Genomic DNA, 25,380 nt, shown 5'->3' with positions numbered 1-25,380 from the left:
TATTTGCTATAAGGATGTTTAGGCTTTAAACATTAAGGGTGCTTGATTACCAGCACGGGAACATTGACTGTAGTCAGTAAACTTTGTGCAACACTGCCGATTAATAACTTTTTAAAACCACTGCGTCCGTGTGAACTGATAATCACTAAATCGGTGTTGAGGTCTTCAGTTGCTTGAGCGATGGTTTTGGCAATATTTTCACCTTCTAATAACTTAACTTGAACATCAATACCTTGTTCTTGAAATTTGACCTTTGCTGTTTCCAAATTATCTAAAATATAATTTCGAGCACGTTCAATCATTTGGTTACTTTGACCATGCATCATATATTCTGAAGCAATATAAGGGTCTAGCGTCATCACTTGTACCACTGTGATTGTGGCATTAAATTTATTCGCTACTTCAACAGCTTCCGGAATGACAGCAAGTGAAGTGTCTGAGCCATCGATAGGAACTAAGATATTTTGGAAAGTCATAATGTGCTCCTTTTCCTTTATAGTTATTACAAAAAATATATGAATTTAACCGTCTATAAAATCATCATATCTTAATTTTTTTGGTTTGGAAATGGCAAAAATAGATCGATATTTAAATATTTAAACTTAGTTTTGTATTTTTATAAAATACTGTATTTAAATAAAAATTGTACTAAAATGGTCGGGATTAAAATTGTAATATTGCACTGTGTTTAAAAGCAAAAAGTGAGATCACAATATTACAATTTTATGGCAATTATTTTTATAAAATCATGTGAATTGGAATGTAATTTAACAAAAAATGTTTAATCTTTTTGCGTGAGTTCCAAAGCACGTTGATAAGCAATTTTTTTCTTAATACCAGTTAAGTCAGCTACCAATTGTGAGGCTGCTTTTACTGAGAGATCTTCTAGTAAACGTAACAGAAGCTTGTCCAATTTTTCTTGATTTACATCATGTTCTTCGGTTGCACCACCGATGACCAAAACAATTTCTCCTTTTTGCTGATGGTGATCATTTTCAATGAAAGTGCGTAACTCTGCCAAAGTCATTTTTTTAATCGTTTCAAAGGTTTTAGTAATTTCCCGTGCAAAACCAACAGGGCGTTCAGCACCAAACACCTCAACCATATCTTTAACACACTCTAAAATACGATGCGGTGCTTCATAAATAATCATGGTTTGGGTTTCATGTTTGAGTTTTTCAAGTTGTAACAGGCGTTGCGATTGTTTAGAGGCTAAGAAACCTTCAAAACTAAATCGGTCACTGGGTAAACCCACCGCACTCAGTGCTGCAATGGCAGCACATGCGCCAGGTACAGGGATCACACGAATATTATGCTCTTGCGCAGCACGCACCAGTTTAAAGCCCGGGTCACTGATTAAGGGGGTTCCAGCATCACTGACCAAAGCGATGTCTTCACCATTCTTTAAGCGTTCAATCAGTATATTAATTTTGTTACTTTCATTATGATCATGACACGCTGTTAAGGGCGTTGCGATATTATAATGCTTTAAAAGTTGTGCAGATTGGCGGGTGTCTTCTGCGGCAACAACTGAAACGGACTTTAATACCTCAATTGCACGAAAGGTCATGTCATCCAAGTGCCCAATTGGGGTTGCTACAACAAATAACTGAGCACTCATAGGGTTCTCCATGATTAACAATAAAAAAGTGAATTATAGACAGACCGTACTCGGTCTTGGTTTGATGAGCATGATTTTTACAACGCATGCGGATGTTTTGGTTATTTTACCTGAAACAGGACCTTTGGCGCGAGCCAGTAGCAGTATTAAACTGGGAATATCGACTGCATATCAGGCAACAGGTGCAAAAACAGTTTTAAAATTTGTGAATACTGATCAAAAATCCATGAATGCGATATTAAAACAACATGTAAATAAGCAAACACAAATGATTATTGGACCTTTAGCACGACAGGATGTTGAAGAGGTCATTAAACTTGCGCCGAAAGTACCCGTTTTGGCTTTAAATGAAGTCGCCATTCAACATCCCCATGTTTTACAGTTTAGTTTGTCAAAAAAAAGATGATGCAGGCGCATTGATCAATACCATGCAAACGGATCACATTACCAAGTTGTATGTTTTACAACAGGCTGAAACTGCACAGGAAAGTAAAGCATTCTTTAATGCTTTATCAGCGCAGTTTCAAGGGCAAATAGAACTAGTCAAAAACATACCTACCAAAATGATGAAAACAGAAGGCTTATTGTTATTAGGGAATTATGCGTGGATTCGTCAATTGAAAAAATTACCTATACAAAATTTGTATATGCAAGCCCTTGCGGTTGAAGATAGCCAGCCATTACCAAAAGGAATCAAGTTTTGCGATGTGCCTTCACTTTATATGGCTGATTGGAAAGATGTTATGATTGCATATCAACAAAATCCAACACCGATGGCTTACCAGCGTTTATATGCTTTTGGTGGGGATGCATGGCAAATTACGCAACAGTATTTATCAAAAACGAAAACAGCCAATATTGATTTCAACGGACGTACTGGAAAAATCCATATCGAGAATAATCAGATTGCCCGACAACCCATGTGCTTTGTGAGTACTGGCAAGGGTCTAGCAGTGGCTTAATCTTTTAATCGCTGGAAAATGCACATGAAATCTACGGTTAAATCTGTACGGCAACAATTAGGTGAATGGGCTGAACAAACAGCATTAGACTGGCTTGAGCAAAAGGGATATATTTTGATCTCTACAAATTATCATACGCGTTTTGGTGAGATTGATCTGATCGTACAAAAGGACAATGAGTTGATTTTTGTAGAGGTTAAAGCACGTGCTAAAACAGAATATGGTCATGCTGCAGAAGTGATCACCCTTGCTAAACAGCGTAAAATTATTAAGACTGCCTTAATATTTTTACAAGATCATGCAGATTTTCAGGACTTTTATTATCGTTTTGATGCAATTTGTTTTGATTTTCATAAAGAAATTGCAAAAAATGTACAGCATGACTTTTCAAAAATCCCGTATGATCTACAGTGGATTGAAAATGCATTTACTTTAGATGCAGACTTGATTAATCTGTGAGTGAAATTTAAGCGTAGTGGCTTATAAAATATAGAAATAATGATTTCAATGAGGAGTCTTGCTGAGTGTTAAACCGAATTGTCATTACAATGTTGTGTGTAGCAAGTTTATCTGGATGTGCGAGTTTCATTTCTGGGGGGACAGGGAGTACACCTGTAGGCACAGAAAGTGGCGTTAGATCGCTGGGTCAGGTATTTATTGATTCTTCCATTGAACGTACTGCAAAAATTAATTTATATAAATTGGATGCAAGATTTAAACAATCTCGTGTAAATATTAATAGTTTTCACAGCAATGTACTGCTAACAGGACAAGTGCCTGATGTGCATTTAAAACAATTGGCTGAAGATAATGTTCGTGCCATGAGTGATGTAAAAACAGTACACAATTATATTACTGTGGGTAATCAGATCAGTTATAGCACCATTATGCAAGATGCATCAGTCACTGCCAATACCCGTGGTTTGATCATGAAAGCGCCTGTCGTGTCTGACAATAAAGTTATGGTACATACGGAAGATGGGGTGCTTTATGTCATGGGACGTTTAAATAATGCTGAAAGTGATGATTTAAATGATGTACTGCAAAAAGTGGGTAACATCACTAAGATTGTGACCCTATTAGATAATATCGAACAAAATAGCCGTCAAGTGCAAAGCTCATCATTTGCAGCCACACCAACAGTATCAAACGTTCAGCCTGATGTACAAACACCAGTGGCAATTGATCCTGATGCTGTAGAGCCAAGTAATAATGTTCAACCCTAATTTTCAACATAAACAGCAGCTACTGTTAAAAAAAATCCAAGCAATTAAAGCATTTTATGCAGACTTTCGTTTGTATGATTTGGCAAGTATCACGATTAATGGACTGACGCCGAAAAAAGGTTATCAATATCGTACTAATATTGCTTATGGTTTAAAAGCTAGACAGCGCTTGGACTTATATATTTCAACAAAGAAACAAGATAAGCCTTTAATTGTGTTTGTGCATGGCGGTGCTTGGCGTCATGGTGACAAAGGTGCTTATAAGTTTGTGGGTGAAGCATTTAGTCGCTATGGCTATGATGTTGCGATCGTGAATTATCACCTTGCGCCTCAATTTAAGTTTCCAACCTATGTCGATGATTTAGCGATTGCGTTAAGCTTTTTAGAACAACAGCAAGAAAAACTGGGGATTTCTACACAGAAGATTGCTTTGATGGGACACTCTGCAGGTGCATTTAATATTACTTCTTTGTTATACCACCCACAGCGCTTTCAGTTGCCCCTCAAAGGTCAAATCAAGGCGATCATAGGTCTAGCAGGACCTTATCATTTTGATTATAAAGGAGATCCATTGGCTGCTGATGCATTTGACCAAGATATTCCTTATCAACAAGTAATGCCTTATTATTTTATTGAAAAAAATGAAGTGCAACATTATTTGTTTTTGGCGGAAAATGACCAAATTGTGAAAGCAAGTAACAGCTTTGATTTGAAAAATCAATTAGAAGCTTTGGGTAATCATTGTCAAATTCGTGTGATTCCAAAAACAGGACATGTTTCGATTATGGGAAGTGTTTCAAGTTTATTTAGCCGTTTTTATCAGACACGGTCTGAGATTGTAAAAGCTTTGGAACAGGCTTTTAAAGATAGCTAAATTTACCATTTGAATAATCGTATAAAAAATGCCTGAATTAATCAGGCATTTTTTTATTGTGTATCACATGTTCAATCATCGCATGGGCGATACTGCCTGAAATTGGAATTTCAGGTAAGGCATTAAACTTAAAGAATTTTGCATCACTGATTTCTTCCTCTTGTAAGACGATCTCACCTGATTCATATTCAGCCTTGAAAGCCAACATCAGATTACTTGGGAAAGGCCAAGGTTGACTGGCTAAGTATTGAATATTTTTAACTTTAATGCCAACTTCTTCTAAAGTTTCACGCGTAACAGCTTCTTCCAAAGTTTCACCTACTTCGACAAAACCTGCGATTAAACCATACATATTGCTGGTGTTTTTAGCATTTTTCGCCAGTAAGATCTCATCTTGTCCACGTGTAATCACAGTAATAATACAGGGTTGTACACGTGGGTATTGATGATAACGACAAGCAGGGCAAACCATTGCATATTCACGCGGATGGACTTCAGTTTCATGCCCACAATGGCTACAAAATTTATGATTACGGCGCCATTCTAAGAGTTGTAAAGCACGACTGGCTTGTTCAAATTGAATTTTTGTCCACTGGGCAATCAGTTGACGAATAGGTACAAGTTGATAACCTTCAGGAATATCTTCTTCAATAAATAAATCTCGGGCGATGATTTGATCTCCCGAGCGAAAGACTAGATCACTTGCGAGTTGTTCAACCTTGGGCAGTTGGAAATTTTCATCGACCAAAAGTTGATGGTGATGGAAAATATAGGCAAGTGATAAGTCAGTAGTTTGGTCAGACATTAGGCAGTCGCTTGTAAGTTTTGGCTACTCGTTAATGCTATATCAAACATGGACTGTAATACAGGTTGTTTATTTTGCAAATTGTCAATCATCATATCTGCACTTGCTAAGACTTCTAACAAAGCTTGTACTTGTTGCGGATTTAGCAATGTTTCTTTTGATAACTCTGCTTCGACAAAAGCTGCGCTATCCAATAATGTTTTTTGACTTTCAGGGGAACCTAAAAACAACATTGCACCACTGATTTCTTTAAGTTGTGCTGGAATGTTGGCAATATTTTCATTGTTTTGTTCAGCAATGTACTGTACTAAGGTTTGAGTGGTTGTATCAATTTGGATTTTGGTTTCGTTAAGCAATACCGTATGTGCGTCGTCTAAGCGATCAAGCGAAATATGCAAATTGTTGACACGTAGTTGCAAACGGTTTGAGGTGTAATTACGTTCTAAAATACCAATTGAGTTCATTGCAGATAAAATACTATTCATCAATTGTTGTGCATAGTTTTCATTATTTAATGAACTATGATCTGACAATAATACTGCTTGTTGAGTCAGCTCAGTTGCAGCCTCACTTAAGTTTAATACTTTGAAAATATTGGCTAAGTTAAGCAATTTCTGTTTTAACTCGGCAGTTTTTTCATCAGACATATTTTGATAATTATACTCAATGTCATTGCGAATTTCGCTCATTTCATCAGTAATGAGTTTGCTCGCAGTATGAATCGTTTCAAAATCTGGACCATATAAATGACGACTAAAAATCTGTAATTGATTGTCCGTTAAAATATCATCGCCCGCATTGATTTTTTCACGTAGATTTTGTCCAATATCATTGTCTTGGCTAATACATAAACTCAGAACATTGGCAACGGCAAGAGTATCAACTTTAAACTGTTGTGGGTCTTGAAGAAATGCGCCAATATGCGTTTCAATTTGAATTAAGGTACGTAAACGTGCATCACTTAAAATGATCTCAGGCAGACTTTGTAAAGCATTGGCGGTTAATTTCCAATATTGATGACTTGGTGTATTTTCTGACAGATGGGATTGATACGCCCCTACTAATTCTAAACCTTGAAAATCAAGCGCTGCTTCTTGTTGTTTCAGCAAATTATTTAAACAAAGCTTATAAAGTTTATGTACATAAATAGATTTTTCTAGTTCAGGTGCAGCAGCTAAGTCTAAATTTGGCTCAACACAGTCTAAAAGGGGAACAATACTTTCGCCTTCTTGAGTGAGAGGTTTACCCAAGGCTAATTCTAAACGATTTAAGGTGTCGAGCAAAAATTGATGAACCTTAACTTCACGCAAACAGGTAAATTCCACAAAACGCTTTAACATGGTTGTGCCTTCACTTAAAGCTAGCACATCTGAAGTTTTGATATTACGTGGGTCTTGCATGATCTTACGCATCAACTCAGCAGCGTACTCCGTGAGTTGTGCGAGTTGTGGCATATTAATTAAACGAATGACATGTGCACATTGTTCAAACTGATTCAATGCGTCATCGATACCAAAAGGCAAGGTTTGATCTTCCACCAAACTGCTGACCGCAGACTCAACTTGCTGAATCGAGTTATCTACTTCATTTTTTATTATTAATAAAGCCGTTGGATCGAAATAAATTGATGTTTGATAAGACATCAAAGCCCCCTGATAAAAATTACATGTTTTAGTTTTTTAGCCTTTATCTTAAAGACTAATTTTTAAATTTTAATATCGCCTAAATGCGCAGGATTTACAATAGATTTGTATGCTATCGCGTTAGTTTCTATACGATACAAAAAGAAATCAACCTGATTTATGCAAAACTAAAAATAAAATCATCCTGTTGCAATGCTCGATAAGTGAGTATTGCTTTAAACAATTTAACTATTTTGCAAAGATGCAAGCTTCTCCATTTTTCTTTTCAAACTCATCCATCCATGTTTGATGTGCTGTAAGTTCTTCATCAGAAGCTAAAATGATAGGTGCATCAAGATCAATTGTTTGACGGCTTTGAGAGCAATTCGAAAACTCGTTTGCGTTCGATAAGGCATCCATATCAAAAGAAACTTGTCCACCGGTCATCGCAAGATAAACATCGGATAAGATTTCCGCATCGAGCAAGGCGCCGTGGAAAGTACGATCACGCTGTGGAATTTCATAACGACGCACTAACGCATCTAATGAATTTTTCTGTCCTGGATGTTTACTTTTTGCCATCGCTAAGGTGTCGGTAACAGTACACACCTCAGATAACGCCACAAAACCACTGCGTTTGAACTCCATATCCAAGAAGTTCATATCGAAGCTAGCATTATGCGCAATGATTTCACTGCCTTTTAAATAGTCAAAGAGCACTTGGGCAATCTCATCGTATTTAGGTTTATCTTTTAGAAATTCATCAGTGATGCCGTGAATGGCTTCAGAGTCGCCAACAGGTTTTTCAGGGTTAATATAAATGTGAATCGAACTGCCTGTTAGTTTGCGATTGATCATCTCAATGGCACCGATCTCAATAATACGATCACTGTCTTGGAAATAAAAACCTGTGGTTTCTGTATCTAAAATGAGTTGTCTTGGACCCTGAAGATCAAGCTTTTTTGGGGTGATTACAATATGCGGATGGGATGTTGAAGTAGCATTTTCAATTACACTATTTTCACTGATTTGATTCGACACTTCATTTTCATCTGTTGCATCATTATGAATAACTTGGCTAGCAGTTTGACTGGTTGCATCAATTTCACTACCCAAAGTATTTTCGAGTTGCATATCATTTTCAAACTCATCAGAGCTATCATTTTCCATTACATCCAAACCAAAGGGATCATCTAAAAGCCAATCAGTTTCAACTTTTTTTTTATCTTCGTTCATGATCTCACTCGCCTGCGTTACTGTTTTGGGAATCGTGGTAATTTGTGGTTCTTGGATGCCTTTAGCGGTATTTGCTGCACCTAAGTTGGCGAGTTGATCTGCCATTTCATTGCCTGCATGTCCAGCGTGACCTTTGATCCAATTCCATTCAATATCACGACCTTTGCAGGTTGCATCGAGTTGTTTCCAGAGGTCTGGATTTTTTACATCTTTCCAGTTTTTCTTTTTCCAATTCTCGATCCATTCAGTGATGCCACGTTTGACATAGTTAGAGTCTGTCCAAAGCACGAGTTTTGCATCTTTAGGGCAAAATGCAATGCCTTGAATCGCAGCCGAAAGTTCCATACGATTATTGGTTGTTTCAAGCTCACCGCCACAGAGTTTGTGTTCCTCTGTTGCTGTAATCACATATGCTCCCCAACCACCGAGCCCGGGGTTGCCTTTGCATGCACCATCTACATAAAGTGTGATCGTTTGAGACATAATGATAACCAATGAATTTGAATTTAGTGTTGAACATAACGAGCGAAGAATTTATTGTATACGCAAATCATGCTTTTCAACGGCAAGAACTGCGATTTTTTTAATTTTTTGTAACATTTGTAAGCAATTTGCTTGCAATAAGTGCCTTGTATGAGTGAGATGCTCTACTAAAATGGCATGGATAAAATAATTTACTATATTGATGTTCGGAACCCTGTATGTCTAAACCAACCACAATTGCGTGGCAGCCTAATTCTTCTGCTTTATTTAAATTATCATTCATGACATCAGCACTTGCTGCCATTGGGTTAATGACAGGGTGTTCCTCTTCACAAACTGTGACCAAACCACAGACCACCAAGCAATCAGGTATGTTGGATGCAAGCAGTTTAGACTCTTTAGAAGATTTATTATCTGCAACTGATATGCGTGCGGTAGAAGGTGATCGTTTACTGATTTTAAAACATGGTGATGTGTGGAAGCGCATGTCCGTTGGTTTTAAAATGAATGAAGACCGTTGGGATCCACGTATTGACGCACAGCGTAGTTGGTTTGCCGCACGTCAACCTTATATTGATCGTTTGAGTGCACGTGCCTCTCGTTATCTGTACCATACAGTTAAAGAGGCTGAACGTCGTGGTTTACCTACGGAGTTGGCACTTTTACCGATTATTGAAAGTTCTTATGACCCTGCGGCAACCAGTAGCGCAGCCGCAGCAGGGATGTGGCAGTTTATCCCAAGTACAGGGAAAATTTACGGTTTAAGACAAACAGGTTTATACGATGGTCGTCGTGATGTGGTGGAGTCGACGCGTGCAGCCTATGAGTTTTTAGGGAGCTTATATAATCAGTTTGGTTCTTGGGAATTGGCACTTGCGGCATATAACGCAGGTCCGGGACGTATTCAACAAGCGATTAACCGTAATCAGGCAGTAGGTTTACCTACCGATTATTGGTCATTACGTTTACCACAAGAAACTATGAACTATGTGCCACGTTTCTTAGCAGTGGCTCAAATTATTAAAAATCCTTCAAAATATGGCGTGACACTACCACCTATTGCGAATCGTCCGCACTTTAGAGAAGTATCTGTCCCTGCAGGCATTCAACTTAATCAAATCGCAGCAACGACAGGTCTTAGTCGTGCGGAATTATATGCACTGAACCCAGGACATCGTGGTGAAGTCATTGACGTGTCTAGCCCGATGAAAATCTTAATTCCTGCGGATTTAAATCCTAATATTGATGCAAAATTAAAAGCCTTACAGCCAAATAGTGGTTATTTAGCCAGTACTGCGCCTGCTTATGTACCTGCACCGACCTATGTCCCAGCCAATACTGGTACACCGATTACTCCTAATAGAACTAATCCACCTGTTCTTACTGCAAATACTACAGCGCCTAACCCTGTGACGCCTGTTAGCCCAGCAACGACTACTATTAAAACCACACCGCAAGGTTCATCTGCTTTAGCTGCTTTTGCTTCAAATGCGACGATTCCGAGTGCGCCACGTATTCCAGTCGCTGTGACGCAAGCCAGCAATGTAAAACCAGTGACTGTAGAGCCACCGTTGTCTGCGCGTGAGCGTGAGCAAATCATGGCAGCAGTCAAAGCTGAAGATGAAAAATTAACTGTAAAACAGGTAATAGAACCACAAGCTACACAAGCTGAAAAAGATGAAGTGGTGAAAGAGATTAAAGCCATTGCGCCACAAGGTACCGAAATTGTGGATCCTTATGATGGCAAAATTAAGTTGACCGCAATCCAAACCAGTCAGTCTGTGGCAGAACAACAAGGTCGGGAAAATACAGTTGGCTTTGCTTATCCAAAAGGATTGGCTGAGCCAAGTGCGGTTACTGCGGAAGAAGTCAAACTTAACCAAGATAAAAAGTTTGAAAAGACAGAAAGTGAAGTCGTCGTGGTACCGCCTAAAGGCAAACGCAGTACTTATACAGTGCTACCGGGAGATACTTTAGCGATTATTGCCATGAAAAATGGGGTAAATTGGCGTGACATTGCAAAATGGAACCAAGTTGACCCAAATGGAACTCTGTTTGTGGGCGCAACCTTATATTTATATGATGCCAAACCGCAACAAGTAGAAACTTCGACCAAGAAAGTAGACAGTACACCTGCAACTTATACGGTTCAACCAAATGACAGTCTCACAGGTGTAGCGAATCAATTTAATTTATCCGTGTCGCAGTTGGCAAGTTATAACAATCTAACCACCAGCAGTAATTTATTTGTGGGACAAAAGCTGCATTTAAAAGACAATGCAGAGCATAAAACTGTCGGGCGTGCCGACAACAAACCTGAAGCAAAAATTAAAACCAAGCCTTATGTGGTAAAACGTGGTGAATATCTAAAAGCTATCGCTGATCGTTATGCGCTTTCTATACAAGAGTTGGTGGATTTAACACCGGGTCTAGAAGTGGGCAATCTTTTCGTGGGGCAAAAAATCAATGTACCCGTTCAAGAAGTGGAGCAAAATGTTGAAAAAATTGAGTCTAAAGTTGTAGATCAGACTAGGTTTAAAAATGTTAAAGCTGAAACAAACTATAAGACTGAAAACTATCGTGTGAAAAGTGGCGATACTTTGTCAAGTATTGCGGTTCAGTCAAAAATGAGTTTGTCAGAATTGGCGGAGTTAAATAATTTATCCACCTCTAAAGGTTTATTGGTTGGACAAACCTTAAAAATTCCTGCGGGAACGACGGTACCAGATACTTATACGGTGCAATCAGGTGATAGTCTAACCAGTGTTGCAAGCAAATATAATTTATCGGTGAGTCAAGTCGCTGATTTAAATGGTATGAGCAACAATGCAGGTTTATTTGTTGGGCAAAAATTAAAATTGTCAGGTGAGCCTGTATCGAGCAAATCAGCTGAAGCAGAAGACGTGGTAAGCACGAATCGTGCTACTGATAAGGATATTCATGTAGTCAAAGCAGGTGATACCATTGCTTCAGTTGCTAAGAAATACCATTTACAAGTGGCTTTTTTAACTGAGTTGAATGGTCTGACTAAAAATGCCAAATTACGTGCAGGGCAGCGTTTAAAAATTGATGGGGAATTACCCAGTAAAGGTACAGTATCTAAAGAAACAGAGAATGTAACGACCAAATCAACACGCTCTACACAAGATACTGAAGCCTATACAGTAAAATCTGGTGAGTCTTTAAACGTAATTGCGAGTCGTACGGGTATTTCGGTAAAAGAATTGGCGGATCTTAATAACTTAAATGTTCGTGCAGGTTTACAGCGGGGTCAAACTATTCGTATTCCAAAAACTGTTACAGAATATAAAGTCAAAAGTGGTGATTCCCTGATTCGTTTAGCCAGTAAATATGGCATTGCCAGCAACGAGCTTGCTGAAATGAACGACATGAAACCTTCTACACAATTGCGTATTGGGGAAGTGATCAAAGTTCCAAACCTATAGTTGTTGACTGAAAATTAAGTAATAAGTAAAAGGATAGACTCAATATGCAATTGAGCTTTGCGTATGCAAAAAAAATTGGGGTGATGTGTGTGCTATCTGCCATGGCAAGCCAAGTCTGGGCGGTTGTTCAGACCACGCCATATATTGCGATCCATACCACAGCAAAATACGCAAATGCTCAAGTCATGCCTTATGCTAACCCAAATGCACCAAAAGGCGGTTGGATCAGTCAAGCGAGTAATGGTACTTTTGACAATTTGAATGGATTCAATGGTAAAGGTAGTAGTGCTGACGGGACTAATTTTTTATTTGATAGCCTAATGAGTTCATCACTCGATGAGCCCAGTGTCATGTATCCTTTATTGGCTGAAAAAGTGACCTTTGATCCTGACAAAACTAAATTTGTCATTTTTCATTTAAATCCCAAAGCACGTTTTAGTAACGGTACGCCCGTGACTGCCGAAGATGTTAAATTTACTTTCGATACTATTCAGACTAAAGCCAATCCTGGTTTTCAAATGTATTTATCCGACTTGGATAAAACTGAAGTCTTATCAAAATACCAAGTGAAAGTAACGTTTAAGTCTGAAAACAACTCAGAAATGCCGTTGATTTTATCTACGATTTCTATTTACTCCAAAGCAGATTGGAAAAATCGAGATTTTGCCAAAATTACCATGCAGCTGATTTTGGGTTCAGGTCCTTATTTGATTGATCGTATTGATGCAGGACGCAGTATTTCCTATAAACGTAATCCGAATTATTGGGGCAAAGACTTAGCGGTGAATAAAGGGCGCTATAATTTTGATCTCATCAAATTTGTTTATTATCGTAGTTTAGATATTGCATTTGAAGGCTTTAAATCGGGACAATATACCTTTCATGAAGAGAAAATTTCTCGAAAATGGAGTACGGAATATAACTTTCCTGCCTTAAAAGTGGGTATGGTCACGAAATATATTTCTAAAACCCAAAATCCAGCCCCTACGCAAAGCTTTGTATTTAATACCCGTAAAGCACCATTTAATGATATCTATTTTCGTCAAGCCTTAAGTTATGCTTATGATTTTGAATGGTTAAATAAGGCTTTGTTTTATGGGCAATATATTCGTTTGACCAGTTATTTTCAAAACAGCGAATTAGAAGCCAAAGGCAAACCAAGTCAACCAGAGTTAAAACTCCTACAACCTTATTTATCTCGTTTGCATCCATTACAACGTCAAGGTGTTTTGGCAGATTGGAAATACCCTCAATCGGACGGGAGTGGTTTTAACCGCACTAACTTATTGATGGCGCGATCATTATTGCTCAAGGCTGGCTATCGCTATAAAGATACGGTGTTGGTCGACAAACAAGGACAGCCGATTCGAATTGAATTTATAATTCACCAAGAAGGTTTACAGCGCAGTTTAATGCCGTTTGTACGCAATCTTAAAAAGCTAGGCATTCAGGTTTCAGTTCGCCAAGTCGATGTTCCCCAATATATTGAACGAATGCGCCGTTCTGACTTCCAGATGACTACCAATGTTATGCCACAGTCATTAACACCTGGCAATGAACAGGCGCAAATGTGGAGCAGTAAAGCGGCAGATGAGGTTGGAAATTATAACTATGCAGGTATTAAAAACCCTGTGATTGACGATGCTGTGCAACAAGTGATTCGAGCGCCAAATCGTGAACAGTTGATTCTGCGTACCAAAGTCTTAGATCGCTTATTGCGTTCAGGTTATTATCATATTTTGACCTATGGCAATGATAAAAACTGGTATGCCTACTGGAATATGTATAAGCAACCCCATGTAAAACCAAAACTATCGCTCGGTTTAGATTATTGGTGGTCTGATCCGCAACAAGCGCAAAAAGTCAGTCAATATTTGCGTAAACAATAATTCAGACTGTATTTGATTGAAAATAAAAGTCATGCGCTTACAAGGAATATCAAATCAATGGGCACATACATACTCAAACGACTTCTACTGATCATTCCAACATTGTTTTTTATTTTATTGATTAACTTTGTCGTGGTTCAACTTGCACCAGGGGGTCCCGTAGAGCAAGCCGTTCAACAAGCAGAAAGTTTTCAAGGGATGGGCAATGCTGCTATGGGGGCAGAAGTGGCTTCGAATTCAAATCAAGCCAGTCAGTACCAAGGCGCACGTGGTTTGAGTGATGAGATGGTAGAGAAAATCAAAGCACAATATGGCTTTGATAAATCTGCACCTGAACGCTTTTGGATGATGCTGAAAGGATATTTGCATTTTGACTTTGGTACGAGTTTTTTTAAAGATAAGCCTGTGACACAATTGTTATGGGAAAAAATGCCTGTAACAGTGTCTTTGGGCTTATGGAGCACCTTATTGATTTATTTGGTATCTATTCCGTTGGGTATCAAAAAAGCCAAACAGCATGGCATGATTTTTGATAAATCAACTTCGTTATTATTAGCAGTTGGCTACGCAGTTCCATCATTTGTATTTGCAGTTTTACTGATCGTGTTCTTTGCAGGGGGCTCATATTTTCAATGGTTTCCGCTGCAAGGTTTAGTTTCGGATGACTTTCATAGTTTAAGTTTATTTGGAAAAATTAAAGATTATTTTTGGCATATGACTTTGCCTTTGATCGCCATTGTGTTGGGTGGTTTTGCTGGTTTGACCTATCTTACTAAATACTCCTTTATGGAAGAGTTAAATAAACAATATGTGATTGCTGCACGTGCCAAAGGTTTAAATGAAAATCGCGTGCTGTATGGGCATGTATTTCGAAATGCAATGTTGATCGTGATCGCAGGGTTGCCTGAAGCTTTGGTGGGTATTTTCTTCGTGGGTAATTTATTTATTGAAATCATTTTCAATTTAGATGGGTTGGGTTTGCTTGGTTTCGAAGCGATTACTCAGCGGGATTATCCTGTGATTTTTGGAACGCTATTCTTATTTACATTATTAGGTTTGGTTTTGCGTTTGATTAGTGATGTCTTATATCAAATCATTGATCCTCGGATTAATTTTGAATCAAGAGGTGCAAAATAATGTCACCGATCATGCAAGCAAGGCTGAAAAGATTTAAGAAAAATCGCTTAGGTTTTAGTTGTTTTATTTTATTTATTATTATTTTTATCTTGTCTTTAGGGGTAGAGTTTATTGCCAACGATAAACCCCTTTTAGTGAAATATGATGAAGAATATTACACACCTGTTCTAAAAAAATACCCAGAAACGACTTTTGGTGGGATATTTGAAACGGAAGCGGACTATCGTGATCCTGTGGTACAACAGATGATTGATGCCAAAGGGTGGGCGATTTGGCCGATCTTACGTTATTCTTATCAAACGCCCAATTTGGCTTTGGCAGTGCCTTTACCAGCACCGCCTAGTAAGGAAAATTGGCTCGGTACAGATGACCAAGGACGTGATGTAGTGGCACGGATTTTATATGGCTTACGTGTCTCGCTATTGTTTGGTTTAGCATTAACGCTATTTGCTTCAGTGATAGGCATTATGGTTGGAGCGATTCAGGGCTATTATGGTGGTTGGATTGACTTAATTGGACAGCGTGTGCTCGAAGTATGGGGCGGTTTACCCACATTGTTTATGATCATGATTTTGGTCAGTTTGTTTACCCCAAGTGTCTATTGGCTATTTTTGATCATGCTGGTATTCGGTTGGCCTGCTTTGGTCGGTTTGGTACGGGCTGAATTTTTACGTGCTCGAAATTTGGACTATGTGCGTGCAGCACGTTCGTTGGGTGTGCGTGATACCACGATTATGTTTCGACATATTCTTCCCAATGCAATGAGTTCAAGTTTGTCACAGTTACCATTTATGTTGACTGCCAATATCACAGCACTGACTGCACTGGATTTTCTGGGGTATGGCTTACCGCCCGATGCTGCTTCTTTGGGTGAGTTATTACTACAAGGTAAAAATAATTTAACTGCACCGTGGTTAGCACTGTCAGGGTTCTTTACTTTGGCTTTGGTACTTTCTTTATTGATTTATATTGGGGAGGCGACTCGTGATGCATTCGATCCAAGACGTCAATAAAGACGCAAAATTAGTGTTGTCGGTACGACACTTACAGATCCAAAATCAGCAACAAGATCTGGTGCAAAATTTAAATTTTGATCTGCATGCAGGTGAAACTGTTGCAATTGTTGGCGAGAGCGGTTCAGGGAAGTCGATCAGTAGTTTGGCAATGCTGGGTTTATTGCCTGATCACCTCAAAATTACAGGTGAAGCCAATTTTGAAGGTCAAAATTTATTGACCATGAATGAAGCTGGATTGCGTCAAGTGCGTGGTCAGAAAATCGCAATGATTTTTCAAGAACCCATGACTGCCCTTAATCCTTTGCATCGAGTAGAAAAAATTATTGGCGAACCATTACTCTTAAATGGCATATCTAAGCAGAAAGTGCGTAAACGTGTGATTGATTTACTGACTGATGTGGGGATTCCTGAGCCAGAAGAAAAACTGAGTCGTTATCCACATGAGTTGTCGGGTGGTCAACGGCAGCGAGTCATGATTGCAGCAGCTTTGGCTCTAGAGCCAGATATTATCATTGCGGATGAACCAACCACAGCACTTGACGTGACGCTGCAAGCACAAGTATTAAATTTATTGCAACTATTGATTTTAAATCATGATATGGCGATGATTTTAATCAGTCATGATTTGAATTTGGTCAAGCGTTATGCCAATCAAGTCATTGTCATGAACAAAGGGCGAGTCGAAGAAAAAGGTGCTGTGCGTGATATTTTTAATGCGCCTAAAGCAGCTTATACTAAACATTTGCTTGATCATGATTTTGGTGAAGCCAATCCTACGCCATCTGATGACCCTTCGCATTTGGTCTTATCATTGCATCATGTGGGGGTCAAATTTCCAATTAAGAAAGGTTTATTGAATAGAGTAAAAGATTATTTTGTTGCGGTCGAACCTTTAGATTTAAGGTTACATGAGTGCGAGTCGATTGGCATTGTGGGTGAAAGTGGTTCAGGAAAAACCTCATTGGCATTGGCAGTTGCAAGACTTATTGAAAGTGATGGCTTAATCGTCTTATTCAACCAAGACTTAAATAAACTGAAAGAGTCTAAACTGCGTCCTTTGCGTACGGATTTCCAAATGGTGTTTCAGGATCCATTTAGTAGTTTAAATCCACGTATGACGGTGGAACAAATCATTGGTGAGGGTTTGGCATTAAAGAAACTCAAAACACATGAAATTTCTGCACGTATTGATGAAGCATTACAAAAAGTTGAATTGCCGATAGATTTTAAACAGCGCTATCCACATGAGCTTTCAGGTGGGCAACGACAACGCATCGCATTGGCACGGGCTTTGGTTTTGCGCCCAAAGTTAATCATTTTTGATGAACCAACATCGGCTTTAGACCGTACTACACAACGTGCAATTGTAAAATTATTAAGACAGTTACAAGCTGAGTTTCATATCAGTTACTTATTTATCAGTCATGATTTGCAAGTGGTAAAGGCATTGTGCCATAAAGTTTTGGTTTTACGTCATGCAAAAGTGATTGAGTTTCAAAGTACAGCAAATTTGTTTACGCAGCCAAAAACTGACTACACCAAGCAACTCATTTCAGCGAGTCAGTATTAAAGCCAGCAATTTATTTAAAATTGACATACTATATTGTCAGATTTAACTTGACCATTTTTTTAAATAATTTAGAGTAAATATTCTAAAAACAATTTCGAGAAGCACCATGAATCATATTGCAGAAGCACTAATTATCCGAAACATCCCATTTAAAAACCGTATTATCAAAGGTGCAATGAGTGAAGCTTTGGCAAACCGTGCAGGCCAGCCGAATAAATTACATCTGGGCTTATATGATGCATGGGGCAAAGGTGGTTTAGGGTGTGCCATTACAGGCAATGTTATGGTGGACTGGCGAGCTAAAAATGAACCAGGTGTGGTGGTTATTGAAACTGAACGTGATTTAGCCAAATTTACAGAATGGGCAAATGTTGGAAAGCAATATGGTATGGTGCAGTTAGTACAACTGTCACATCCAGGTCGTCAATGTCCGAAGGGTTTAAATAAAGAAACAGTTGCACCCTCTGCTGTACCTTTTAGCCCATTACTTGCAACAACTTTTGGTACACCACGTGCTTTAGAAGAGGGAGAAATTTTAGATATTATTGCTCGCTTTGCTGAGGCGGCACGGATTAGTGAAAAAGCCGGTTTTGAAGGTGTGCAATTACATGGTGCACATGGTTATCTGATCAGTCAGTTTTTATCCCCATTAACCAATAAGCGTCAAGATCAATGGGGCGGTTCGATTGAAAATCGTATGCGTTTCTTATTAGAAATCTACAAAGCAGTACGTGCCAAGACGTCTGAAAATTTTATTATTTCTGTGAAACTCAACTCTGCAGATTTCCAACGAGGAGGGATTACGGAAGAAGAAGTTATCCAAGTATTTAAGGCGATTGATGCAGCAGGTATTGATATTATTGAAGTATCAGGTGGGACATATGAAGCCCCAGCAATGGCAGGTGCGAAAGCGGACCAACGTAAGGCGAGTACCATTGCGCGTGAAGCATATTTCTTAGATTTTGCTGAAAAAATTCGTAAGGAAGTAAAGTGTCATTTAATGGTAACGGGTGGCTTCCGTACAGCAAAGGGTATGAATGCAGCATTAGACAGTGGTGCGTGTGAGTTTATTGGAATTGCACGTCCATTAGCAGTGGAAACTGATGTGAGTAATCGTTTAATCGCAGGACATGATGTGCGTTATGCGGTAGAGCAGATTAAAACAGGTATTCCTTTTGTGGATAAAATGGCGATTATGGAAATTCTTTGGTATGCAGCACAGTTCAAAGCGATTGGTGAAGGTAAAAAACCAAATCCGAACTTATCGCCACTCAAAGTATTTTTGAATTATGCTAAAAACAATATAAAAGCCATTATTCAAGGACGTGTCAATTCACGTAAGTCGGCTTAATTGGCTTTCGACCAATAATTTTTAAATACTGAAGTAGACCATTGCCCTTTCAAGCATGCGGTTTGAAAGGCGGGTCTACTTTCTATTCGTGTTAAATAGGTATTAATAGCTTCAAAACTTTGAAAACCATTACTTAATTGCTGACATGCAGATAAAGGAAACCACATTAAAATATCAGCATTACTGAACTGTGCGCCTGCCATCCATGTATGCTGTTGTAAATGTTGATTAATCAATTGCATTTGTTGTTGTAGGGCGGCATTTAAATAGTTTTGATCAAAAGCATATTTAAAAAACTTGGCAATCAAACGCACAGGAAAAGGTGTATATTGCACGATTTGTGCAAAGATCTGTTTTAATGCTAAATTTGGCATAAATGAGGCATCGGCAAAATTTTTCCAATAATAAAAATATTTGATTTCTTCTAAATCTGTACAGATATTCACATTTAATTTGTTATGTACATGGCAAAGAAAATCTGTAATTGCACTGATTTCAGTGAGTATAGAAAAGTTGTCTTGTTCATTTTTTCGAAATGCTACAGTTGGAAATTTCTTAAAAGCATGAGGATGAGTTTGCATTTCTTGCTCTTGTTTGTACTCAGTAAAAGTAATTAACTCATAATCTAGCTTAAGCTCTTCACATAGCCATACAATACGTTGTGAGCGAGAGTTTTGCAGATGATATATTTGTATTTGCATTTAGATTTCTTCTTATTGAAATAAGTTGAGTATTTGGTACTGCACTTGCTGTTCGATGATATTCAAAACAATAACATGAGTGATTTTAAACTGTGAGACAATTAATTTATAAAATATTTTATCTGATTGCATTTTTAAGTTGTGGTCATGTGTATGCTGCCGCATTACAAACGGGTGATATTATTTTCCATACTTCAAAGTCTACACAAAGTCAGGTGATTCAACTGGCAACACATTCTCCTTATAGTCATATGGGAATGGTGGTCAATAAAAATGGTAAATTATGGGTGTTAGAAGCGATTCAACCTGTGAAATATACTGCATTTGAAGCTTGGGTAAGTCGTGGTGTCCAACAAAAATATGTCGTAAAAAGACTATATAAAAATTTGAATCTACAACAACAAATTGCTTTACAGAAGCAAGCTGAACAATATCTTGCTAAACCTTATGATCTTTATTTTGAATGGAATGATCAGGCGATTTATTGCTCTGAACTGGTGTGGAAAGCCTATAAAAATGCTTTAGGAATCGAGCTAGCTCCTTTACAACAATTGAAAGATTTTGATCTGAAACATGCTAAAGTGAAAGCATTGATGCAACAACGTTATACTAAAAGTATTCCTTTACAAGAACAGGTGATTAGTCCAAAAGCATTATTTGATTCAAAACTATTAAAGACCATTAAAGTGCATTGATGAATATATTCTTTAACATAGAGTCAGTTTATTAGGTGATAGATCATCAACTAAATTATTTCAATTCTCTAGTTTATTTTTTAGAAAAATCTAGTTATATAAAGCTATTCAAATTATTTTATAACTTTTATTGGTGTTAGATTTATGAGTAGTTTTTCCATATAGAGCAAATGAATGAATCATAGATATTTAAGTATATTTTGAATTGGTGGAATATTCTGATTAAAAATTAATCTAACTAAAAATATCCAATCTTATTAATACACAACTATATATTTAATTAAAGATTGATAAAATTTCACACCTTAAATTAATTTTTCCAACAGAGGTGTTATAATATTTTAAAATTGTTTATATAGGTTTTGAGTAAGTCGTGATTAAGGAGTTTGATTCTGAAGAGTTGATACAAGCTTGGGTTACAGGTCATTTTGAAGTTCTTTAAAAGTAGAGTTGAAAAGTTATAGTCAATACAATAAATTAGAGATATTATTCTTAAATATTTGATTTTAAATTTAATTTATAATAATCTTGTGTGGTTTCCGTGGATTCAAATATACTGGTTTTCTAAGAAAACTTAAACACTAAGTGCATTCAATTAAAGTTTTCAATATATATTATTGTAATAAATAAAAATGAAGGAATTAGATGGATACCAATAAAGCTAAATTTGTATTGGAGAGTTTTATTTCGGAAATGAGGTTGTGGGAGATTAAATGGGGAAAAGTTTTTGATGAGGATAATCAAGCAATTTTTAGCGACGATAATCTTAACCTTCGACGTACTGAATTGTTAATGGTTTATAATAAATATTTGTCAGAAAAAGTACTCTCTTTAGAGCAATCTAGAACAATGGCGCTTCCTTTTAGTATGCCTCCTGAATATAACCAAGAGATTTATAAAGAAGATACAATTAATCAAATTCAGATCAGTTTTGAGGTAAATAAAAATGGTGATAAATACCGAATTTACTATTTAATTTTTGAAAAAAATCTATGGAAAATCGATAAAATGAAAATATTAGAATTAAATTGGAAAACGAGCAGACAATTATTTTAAAGAAATTGGCTGCTTCTCGGAAAACTGCTGCTTTAAGGAGTATGCGTATGATGCCTCAACTCATGCTTTAACTGTGCAATCGCTTCAATCCTCTTCTGAATTAGCATCTCACCGATATCTGCGCCTTTGACTTCAGGGGGAAGGTCAGATGCTTTAATGGTGCGAACCCGTTGCATAATTTTTAATAAAAACTCAGCCTGAGGATAGTCACGATCTTGCATGCCCAAACGACCTTTAGCATCACATTCACAAGCCTGTAAAAATGCTTCTACACGCTCAGGACGACGCAATACATCCAAACGCTGTAACAAACGCCATAAAGTTCCTGCTTTCAACGTAAAAGCCTGATGACATTTCAAATGCTCTTTACACACCACAAGCGCAAGTTGTTTGGTTTGAGTGGGTACTTTTAAACGATCACAAATCGCAGTCACAGGTTCAATACCACGCTCTTCATGTTGAATATGTCGAGGTAATTCCTCTTTTGGCGTGAGTGCTTTACCCAGGTCATGTACAAGTACAGCAAAGCGCACATCCAAAGAATAGTTAGCTTTACAGGCTTGTTGTAATGACAACAGTGTATGAATACCACAGTCGATTTCAGGATGATATTCAGGACGTTGTGGTACACCAAACAGGGCATCAATTTCAGGAAATAAAACTTTTAAAGCACCACATTCACGTAATACTTCAAAATACACATCGGCATGAGATTCTAACAAGGCACGTGAGGTTTCTTTCCAGACCCGTTCAGGTGTTAGCGCTTCTAATTCTCCTGATTCTGCGAGTTGACGCATTAACGCTATGGTTTCGTCTGCAATAGTAAAACCATACTGAGCATAACGCGCAGCAAAGCGAGCAACGCGTAATACTCGCAATGGATCTTCCGCAAAGGCGATTGATACATGACGAAGAATTTTATTATTTAGATCATCTTGACCATGATAAGGATCAAATACTTGACCCTCTGCATCCATAGCGATGGCATTAATTGTGAGATCACGACGTATTAAATCTTCTTCTAGGGTCACGGCTGGATCAGTATAGAACTCAAATCCATGATAGCCCTGTCCTGACTTACGCTCGGTACGGGCAAGTGCATATTCATCTTTGGTTTCAGGATGCAAAAACACAGGGAAGTCCTTACCCACAGGTTGATAACCTTGAGCAAGAAGTTGTTCAGGTGTTGCACCGACAACAACATAATCTTTTTCGTGATAGGGATGTCCGAGTAAATGATCTCTGACGGCACCGCCTACTAAATAAACTTGCATGAAAAAACCTCTATTCTTCAGGCAATCATGCAACAGAATAGAGGTTTTCTCAAGTCGGAAAACTGAGCAATCTGCTAAAGTTTTCCTATTTTTATATAGTTTTCAATTAACCACGAAATTGTTGGATTTCAGCAACAGTTAATGCGGTCATATTGACTAAACGACGTGTTGTCGCAGTAGGTGTTAAAATATGCACAGGTTTTGCTGCACCAAGCAAAATTGGACCAATGGTGACGTTATTTCCTGATGTGGATTTCAATAAATTAAATGAAATATTTGCAGCATCAAGATTTGGCATGATCAATAAGTTTGCAGACCCTTTAAAGCGCGAGTTAGGGAACGCAAAATGACGAATATTTTCATCAAGTGCTGCATCACCATGCATTTCACCTTCAACTTCAAGTTCAGGTGCAATCTCTGTCAAGATTTCAAATACTTTACGCATTTTTTGTGCGCTCGCATCATGTGGATCTGAGCCAAAACTTGAGTGAGAAAGTAGCGCAACACGTGGGGTCATACCAAAACGGCGGACTTCTTCAGCCGCCAAAATTGTCATTTCAGCCAGTTGTTCTGCTGTTGGATTGGTATTTACGTAGGTATCAGCAATAAATAAATTACGATCTTCAAGCATCAATGCATTCAGTGTAAAGAAGTTGTTCATTCCTTCTTGTTGACCAATGATATTGCGCACAAAATCTAAGTGAATATCATAGCTTGCGTAAGTACCACATAACATACCATCGGCAATGCCGTGTTTTACTAACATTGCTGCAATCAGGGTAGAACGACGACGAGATTCACGTTGTGCATATTCAGGTGTTACACCTTTGCGCTTCATGATTTCATAATAATCATCAGCAAACTGTTCATAATGTGGATTTTTTTCTTGATCCACGATGGTGATATTGACACCATTTTCCAAACGCAAACCTAGTTTTTTGATATTGGCTTCAATGACTGCTGTACGACCAACAAGAATTGGTTTTGCCAAACTTTCGTCTATCGCAATTTGTACTGCACGTAATACACGTAAATCTTCACCTTCAGCATAAGCAATACGTTTAGGGTCTGTTTTCGCTTGTGCAAAGATCGGTTTCATCATGAACGCAGAGTTGTAAACAAACTCAGACAAACGTTGACGATATACTGAAAAATCTTCGATTGGACGTGTTGCAACACCTGAATCCATTGCTGCTTGTGCAACTGCTGGGGCAATCTCTAAAATTAAACGTTGATCCAATGGGCGAGGAATCAAATAGTCACGACCAAATGATGCAGATTTTTCACCATAAGTTGCCGCATCTGCTTCAACATGCGCCATACGTGCAATTGCATGTACACATGCAATTTTCATTTCTTCATTAATGGTTGTTGCACCAACATCTAATGCACCACGGAAGATATATGGGAAACAAAGCGCGTTATTAACTTGGTTTGGATAATCTGAACGCCCAGTTGCCATGATCACATCAGGGCGTACCTCATGTGCATGTTCAGGTAAAATCTCAGGATCTGGGTTTGCCAATGCAAAGATAATTGGGTCGGCAGCCATTTCCTTCACCATTGCTTTGGTTAAGATACCAGCAGCAGAAAGTCCTAAGAACATGTCTGCACCAGTAATGACATCAGCAATTTGTGAAGCTTCAATGTCTTGTACATAACGCTTTTTAGACTCATCCAAGCCTTCACGTTTGTTGGTCAATAAACCACGAGAGTCTGCAACGATGATATTTTCTTTTTTCGCACCAATAGCACAAAGTAAATCTAAGCAAGAGAGGGCAGCAGCACCTGCACCTGAAGCCACGATTTTAATCTCTTCAATTTTTTTACCATTGATTTTTAAAGCATTTAGTAATGCGGAACCGACAATGATAGATGTACCATGTTGATCATCATGGAACACAGGAATATTCATGCGTTCACGTAATTTTTGCTCAATATAAAAACATTCTGGCGCTTTAATGTCTTCGAGGTTGATACCACCAAATGTCGGTTCTAACGCAGCAACGATATCTACAATTTTGTCTGGATCATTTTCAGCAATTTCGATATCAAATACATCGACACCAGCGAATTTTTTAAATAATACGCCTTTCCCTTCCATGACGGGTTTAGATGCTAATGGTCCAATATTTCCTAAACCTAAAACCGCAGTACCGTTACTCACCACAGCAACCAAGTTTCCACGTGCAGTATAGAGTGCTGCTTTCGATGGATCCTTTTCAATTTCTAAGCAAGGCGCTGCAACACCTGGAGAATAAGCCAATGCTAGATCATGTTGGTTGACCAGTTGCTTACTTGGAGTAACACTGATTTTTCCAGGGTTTGGAAATTCATGATAATAAAGGGCTTGCTGTTTTAGTGATTGATCGTCCATTTAAATCTCGATTGTTACAATATGCCAGCTTGGCTGGTA

21 protein-coding genes are annotated in these 25,380 nt (G+C 38.1%); 13 read left to right on the top strand and 8 right to left on the bottom strand.

Translation table 11 applies throughout. The features are described from left to right. Positions 1 to 32: 32 nt before the first annotated feature. Together DJ533_RS13005 and rsmI are read right to left on the bottom strand one after the other, a co-directional pair. The gene (locus tag DJ533_RS13005) at positions 33 to 476 is read right to left on the bottom strand and encodes a universal stress protein (RefSeq protein ID WP_065995344.1); all 444 of its coding nucleotides are present in this window, start codon (positions 474 to 476) and stop codon (positions 33 to 35) included. A 305-nt stretch (positions 477 to 781) separates the two neighbouring features. Further along, positions 782 to 1,621, bottom strand: coding sequence for a 16S rRNA (cytidine(1402)-2'-O)-methyltransferase (rsmI, locus tag DJ533_RS13000; RefSeq protein ID WP_065995343.1), 840 nt, complete (start codon positions 1,619 to 1,621; stop codon positions 782 to 784). A gap of 10 nt (positions 1,622 to 1,631) precedes the next feature. On the opposite strand from rsmI, the gene DJ533_RS18940 reads away from it, so the two are divergent. From DJ533_RS18940 to DJ533_RS12980, 5 genes are all read left to right on the top strand, one after another. Next, positions 1,632 to 2,027, top strand: coding sequence for a penicillin-binding protein activator (locus DJ533_RS18940; protein ID WP_228716481.1), 396 nt, complete (start codon positions 1,632 to 1,634; stop codon positions 2,025 to 2,027). Continuing rightward, on the top strand, positions 1,993 to 2,583 hold the full coding sequence (locus DJ533_RS18935; protein WP_228716480.1) for a type 1 periplasmic-binding domain-containing protein: 591 nt from the start codon (positions 1,993 to 1,995) through the stop codon (positions 2,581 to 2,583). The genes DJ533_RS18940 and DJ533_RS18935 overlap by 35 nt, the downstream gene beginning before the upstream one ends. Positions 2,584 to 2,607: 24 nt before the next feature. Then, the gene (locus tag DJ533_RS12990) at positions 2,608 to 3,042 is read left to right on the top strand and encodes a YraN family protein (protein ID WP_065995342.1); all 435 of its coding nucleotides are present in this window, start codon (positions 2,608 to 2,610) and stop codon (positions 3,040 to 3,042) included. A 65-nt stretch (positions 3,043 to 3,107) separates the two neighbouring features. Further along, entirely contained in the window at positions 3,108 to 3,809 is a 702-nt protein-coding gene (locus DJ533_RS12985) for a BON domain-containing protein (protein ID WP_065995341.1), read from the top strand. After that, a complete protein-coding gene (locus tag DJ533_RS12980) occupies positions 3,796 to 4,683 on the top strand; it encodes an alpha/beta hydrolase (RefSeq protein ID WP_065995340.1) in 888 nt (295 codons plus the stop codon). The genes DJ533_RS12985 and DJ533_RS12980 overlap by 14 nt, the downstream gene beginning before the upstream one ends. Positions 4,684 to 4,720: 37 nt before the next feature. Here DJ533_RS12980 and nudC read toward each other — a convergent pair whose 3' ends face one another. From nudC to dnaQ, 3 genes are all read right to left on the bottom strand, one after another. Further along, the gene (gene nudC / locus DJ533_RS12975; protein WP_065995339.1) at positions 4,721 to 5,488 is read right to left on the bottom strand and encodes an NAD(+) diphosphatase; all 768 of its coding nucleotides are present in this window, start codon (positions 5,486 to 5,488) and stop codon (positions 4,721 to 4,723) included. Further along, positions 5,488 to 7,131 carry a chemotaxis protein gene (locus DJ533_RS12970; RefSeq protein WP_065995338.1) on the bottom strand — a complete coding sequence of 548 codons (1,644 nt, stop codon included), beginning with the start codon at positions 7,129 to 7,131 and terminating at the stop codon, positions 5,488 to 5,490. Before DJ533_RS12970 ends, nudC begins: the two co-directional genes overlap by 1 nt. A 228-nt stretch (positions 7,132 to 7,359) precedes the next feature. Further along, a complete protein-coding gene (gene dnaQ / locus DJ533_RS12965; protein ID WP_065995337.1) occupies positions 7,360 to 8,829 on the bottom strand; it encodes a DNA polymerase III subunit epsilon in 1,470 nt (489 codons plus the stop codon). 218 nt (positions 8,830 to 9,047) lie between these two features. Between dnaQ and DJ533_RS12960 the strand changes: the two genes are divergently transcribed. The 6 genes from DJ533_RS12960 (at position 9,048) to DJ533_RS12935 (ending at position 19,238) form a co-directional block, all read left to right on the top strand. After that, the gene (locus DJ533_RS12960; RefSeq protein WP_065995336.1) at positions 9,048 to 12,275 is read left to right on the top strand and encodes a LysM peptidoglycan-binding domain-containing protein; all 3,228 of its coding nucleotides are present in this window, start codon (positions 9,048 to 9,050) and stop codon (positions 12,273 to 12,275) included. 44 nt (positions 12,276 to 12,319) lie between these two features. Further along, a complete protein-coding gene (locus DJ533_RS12955) occupies positions 12,320 to 14,164 on the top strand; it encodes an extracellular solute-binding protein (protein WP_065995335.1) in 1,845 nt (614 codons plus the stop codon). A gap of 57 nt (positions 14,165 to 14,221) precedes the next feature. Beyond that, positions 14,222 to 15,301, top strand: a complete 1,080-nt coding sequence (locus tag DJ533_RS12950; protein ID WP_065995334.1) for a microcin C ABC transporter permease YejB — start codon at positions 14,222 to 14,224, stop codon at positions 15,299 to 15,301. After that, on the top strand, positions 15,301 to 16,314 hold the full coding sequence (locus DJ533_RS12945) for an ABC transporter permease (protein WP_065995333.1): 1,014 nt from the start codon (positions 15,301 to 15,303) through the stop codon (positions 16,312 to 16,314). Before DJ533_RS12950 ends, DJ533_RS12945 begins: the two co-directional genes overlap by 1 nt. After that, the gene (locus DJ533_RS12940; RefSeq protein ID WP_065995332.1) at positions 16,289 to 17,887 is read left to right on the top strand and encodes an ABC transporter ATP-binding protein; all 1,599 of its coding nucleotides are present in this window, start codon (positions 16,289 to 16,291) and stop codon (positions 17,885 to 17,887) included. Before DJ533_RS12945 ends, DJ533_RS12940 begins: the two co-directional genes overlap by 26 nt. A gap of 106 nt (positions 17,888 to 17,993) precedes the next feature. Continuing rightward, complete coding sequence (locus tag DJ533_RS12935; RefSeq protein WP_065995331.1) at positions 17,994 to 19,238, top strand: NADH:flavin oxidoreductase/NADH oxidase family protein; 1,245 nt, start codon at positions 17,994 to 17,996, stop codon at positions 19,236 to 19,238. On the opposite strand, the gene DJ533_RS12930 is transcribed toward DJ533_RS12935, so the two are convergent. Continuing rightward, a complete protein-coding gene (locus DJ533_RS12930; protein WP_065995330.1) occupies positions 19,235 to 19,939 on the bottom strand; it encodes a glutathione binding-like protein in 705 nt (234 codons plus the stop codon). The two genes, DJ533_RS12935 and DJ533_RS12930, sit on opposite strands and share 4 nt — an antisense overlap. A 92-nt stretch (positions 19,940 to 20,031) precedes the next feature. On the opposite strand from DJ533_RS12930, the gene DJ533_RS12925 reads away from it, so the two are divergent. Together DJ533_RS12925 and DJ533_RS12920 are read left to right on the top strand one after the other, a co-directional pair. Beyond that, entirely contained in the window at positions 20,032 to 20,634 is a 603-nt protein-coding gene (locus DJ533_RS12925; RefSeq protein ID WP_081406155.1) for a YiiX family permuted papain-like enzyme, read from the top strand. A 645-nt stretch (positions 20,635 to 21,279) separates the two neighbouring features. Further along, a complete protein-coding gene (locus DJ533_RS12920; protein WP_065995329.1) occupies positions 21,280 to 21,690 on the top strand; it encodes an NTF2 fold immunity protein in 411 nt (136 codons plus the stop codon). Positions 21,691 to 21,722: 32 nt separating this feature from the next. Here DJ533_RS12920 and DJ533_RS12915 read toward each other — a convergent pair whose 3' ends face one another. Together DJ533_RS12915 and DJ533_RS12910 are read right to left on the bottom strand one after the other, a co-directional pair. After that, positions 21,723 to 22,964, bottom strand: coding sequence for a multifunctional CCA addition/repair protein (locus DJ533_RS12915; RefSeq protein WP_065995328.1), 1,242 nt, complete (start codon positions 22,962 to 22,964; stop codon positions 21,723 to 21,725). Between the two features lie 106 nt (positions 22,965 to 23,070). Beyond that, positions 23,071 to 25,341, bottom strand: a complete 2,271-nt coding sequence (locus tag DJ533_RS12910; protein WP_065995327.1) for an NADP-dependent malic enzyme — start codon at positions 25,339 to 25,341, stop codon at positions 23,071 to 23,073. Between the last annotated feature and the right edge of the window lie 39 nt (positions 25,342 to 25,380).

This window comes from Acinetobacter defluvii (assembly GCF_001704615.3).
GTDB classification, from domain to species: Bacteria; Pseudomonadota; Gammaproteobacteria; order Pseudomonadales; family Moraxellaceae; genus Acinetobacter; species Acinetobacter defluvii.
This window is presented reverse-complemented; position numbering and strand designations above follow the sequence as displayed.

Excerpts from the sequence above, each read along its gene's own strand:
- DJ533_RS13005 (WP_065995344.1), bottom strand. The coding sequence starts at position 476 with ATGACTTTCCAAAATATCTTAGTTCCTATCGATGGCTCAGACACTTCA.
- rsmI (WP_065995343.1), bottom strand. The coding sequence starts at position 1,621 with ATGAGTGCTCAGTTATTTGTTGTAGCAACCCCAATTGGGCACTTGGAT.
- DJ533_RS18940 (WP_228716481.1), top strand. The coding sequence starts at position 1,632 with ATGATTAACAATAAAAAAGTGAATTATAGACAGACCGTACTCGGTCTT.
- DJ533_RS18935 (WP_228716480.1), top strand. The coding sequence starts at position 1,993 with ATGTTTTACAGTTTAGTTTGTCAAAAAAAAGATGATGCAGGCGCATTG.
- DJ533_RS12990 (WP_065995342.1), top strand. The coding sequence starts at position 2,608 with ATGAAATCTACGGTTAAATCTGTACGGCAACAATTAGGTGAATGGGCT.
- DJ533_RS12980 (WP_065995340.1), top strand. The coding sequence starts at position 3,796 with ATGTTCAACCCTAATTTTCAACATAAACAGCAGCTACTGTTAAAAAAA.
- nudC (WP_065995339.1), bottom strand. The coding sequence starts at position 5,488 with ATGTCTGACCAAACTACTGACTTATCACTTGCCTATATTTTCCATCAC.
- DJ533_RS12970 (WP_065995338.1), bottom strand. The coding sequence starts at position 7,131 with ATGTCTTATCAAACATCAATTTATTTCGATCCAACGGCTTTATTAATA.
- dnaQ (WP_065995337.1), bottom strand. The coding sequence starts at position 8,829 with ATGTCTCAAACGATCACACTTTATGTAGATGGTGCATGCAAAGGCAAC.
- DJ533_RS12960 (WP_065995336.1), top strand. The coding sequence starts at position 9,048 with ATGTCTAAACCAACCACAATTGCGTGGCAGCCTAATTCTTCTGCTTTA.
- DJ533_RS12955 (WP_065995335.1), top strand. The coding sequence starts at position 12,320 with ATGCAATTGAGCTTTGCGTATGCAAAAAAAATTGGGGTGATGTGTGTG.
- DJ533_RS12950 (WP_065995334.1), top strand. The coding sequence starts at position 14,222 with ATGGGCACATACATACTCAAACGACTTCTACTGATCATTCCAACATTG.
- DJ533_RS12945 (WP_065995333.1), top strand. The coding sequence starts at position 15,301 with ATGTCACCGATCATGCAAGCAAGGCTGAAAAGATTTAAGAAAAATCGC.
- DJ533_RS12940 (WP_065995332.1), top strand. The coding sequence starts at position 16,289 with ATGCATTCGATCCAAGACGTCAATAAAGACGCAAAATTAGTGTTGTCG.
- DJ533_RS12935 (WP_065995331.1), top strand. The coding sequence starts at position 17,994 with ATGAATCATATTGCAGAAGCACTAATTATCCGAAACATCCCATTTAAA.
- DJ533_RS12930 (WP_065995330.1), bottom strand. The coding sequence starts at position 19,939 with ATGCAAATACAAATATATCATCTGCAAAACTCTCGCTCACAACGTATT.
- DJ533_RS12920 (WP_065995329.1), top strand. The coding sequence starts at position 21,280 with ATGGATACCAATAAAGCTAAATTTGTATTGGAGAGTTTTATTTCGGAA.
- DJ533_RS12915 (WP_065995328.1), bottom strand. The coding sequence starts at position 22,964 with ATGCAAGTTTATTTAGTAGGCGGTGCCGTCAGAGATCATTTACTCGGA.
- DJ533_RS12910 (WP_065995327.1), bottom strand. The coding sequence starts at position 25,341 with ATGGACGATCAATCACTAAAACAGCAAGCCCTTTATTATCATGAATTT.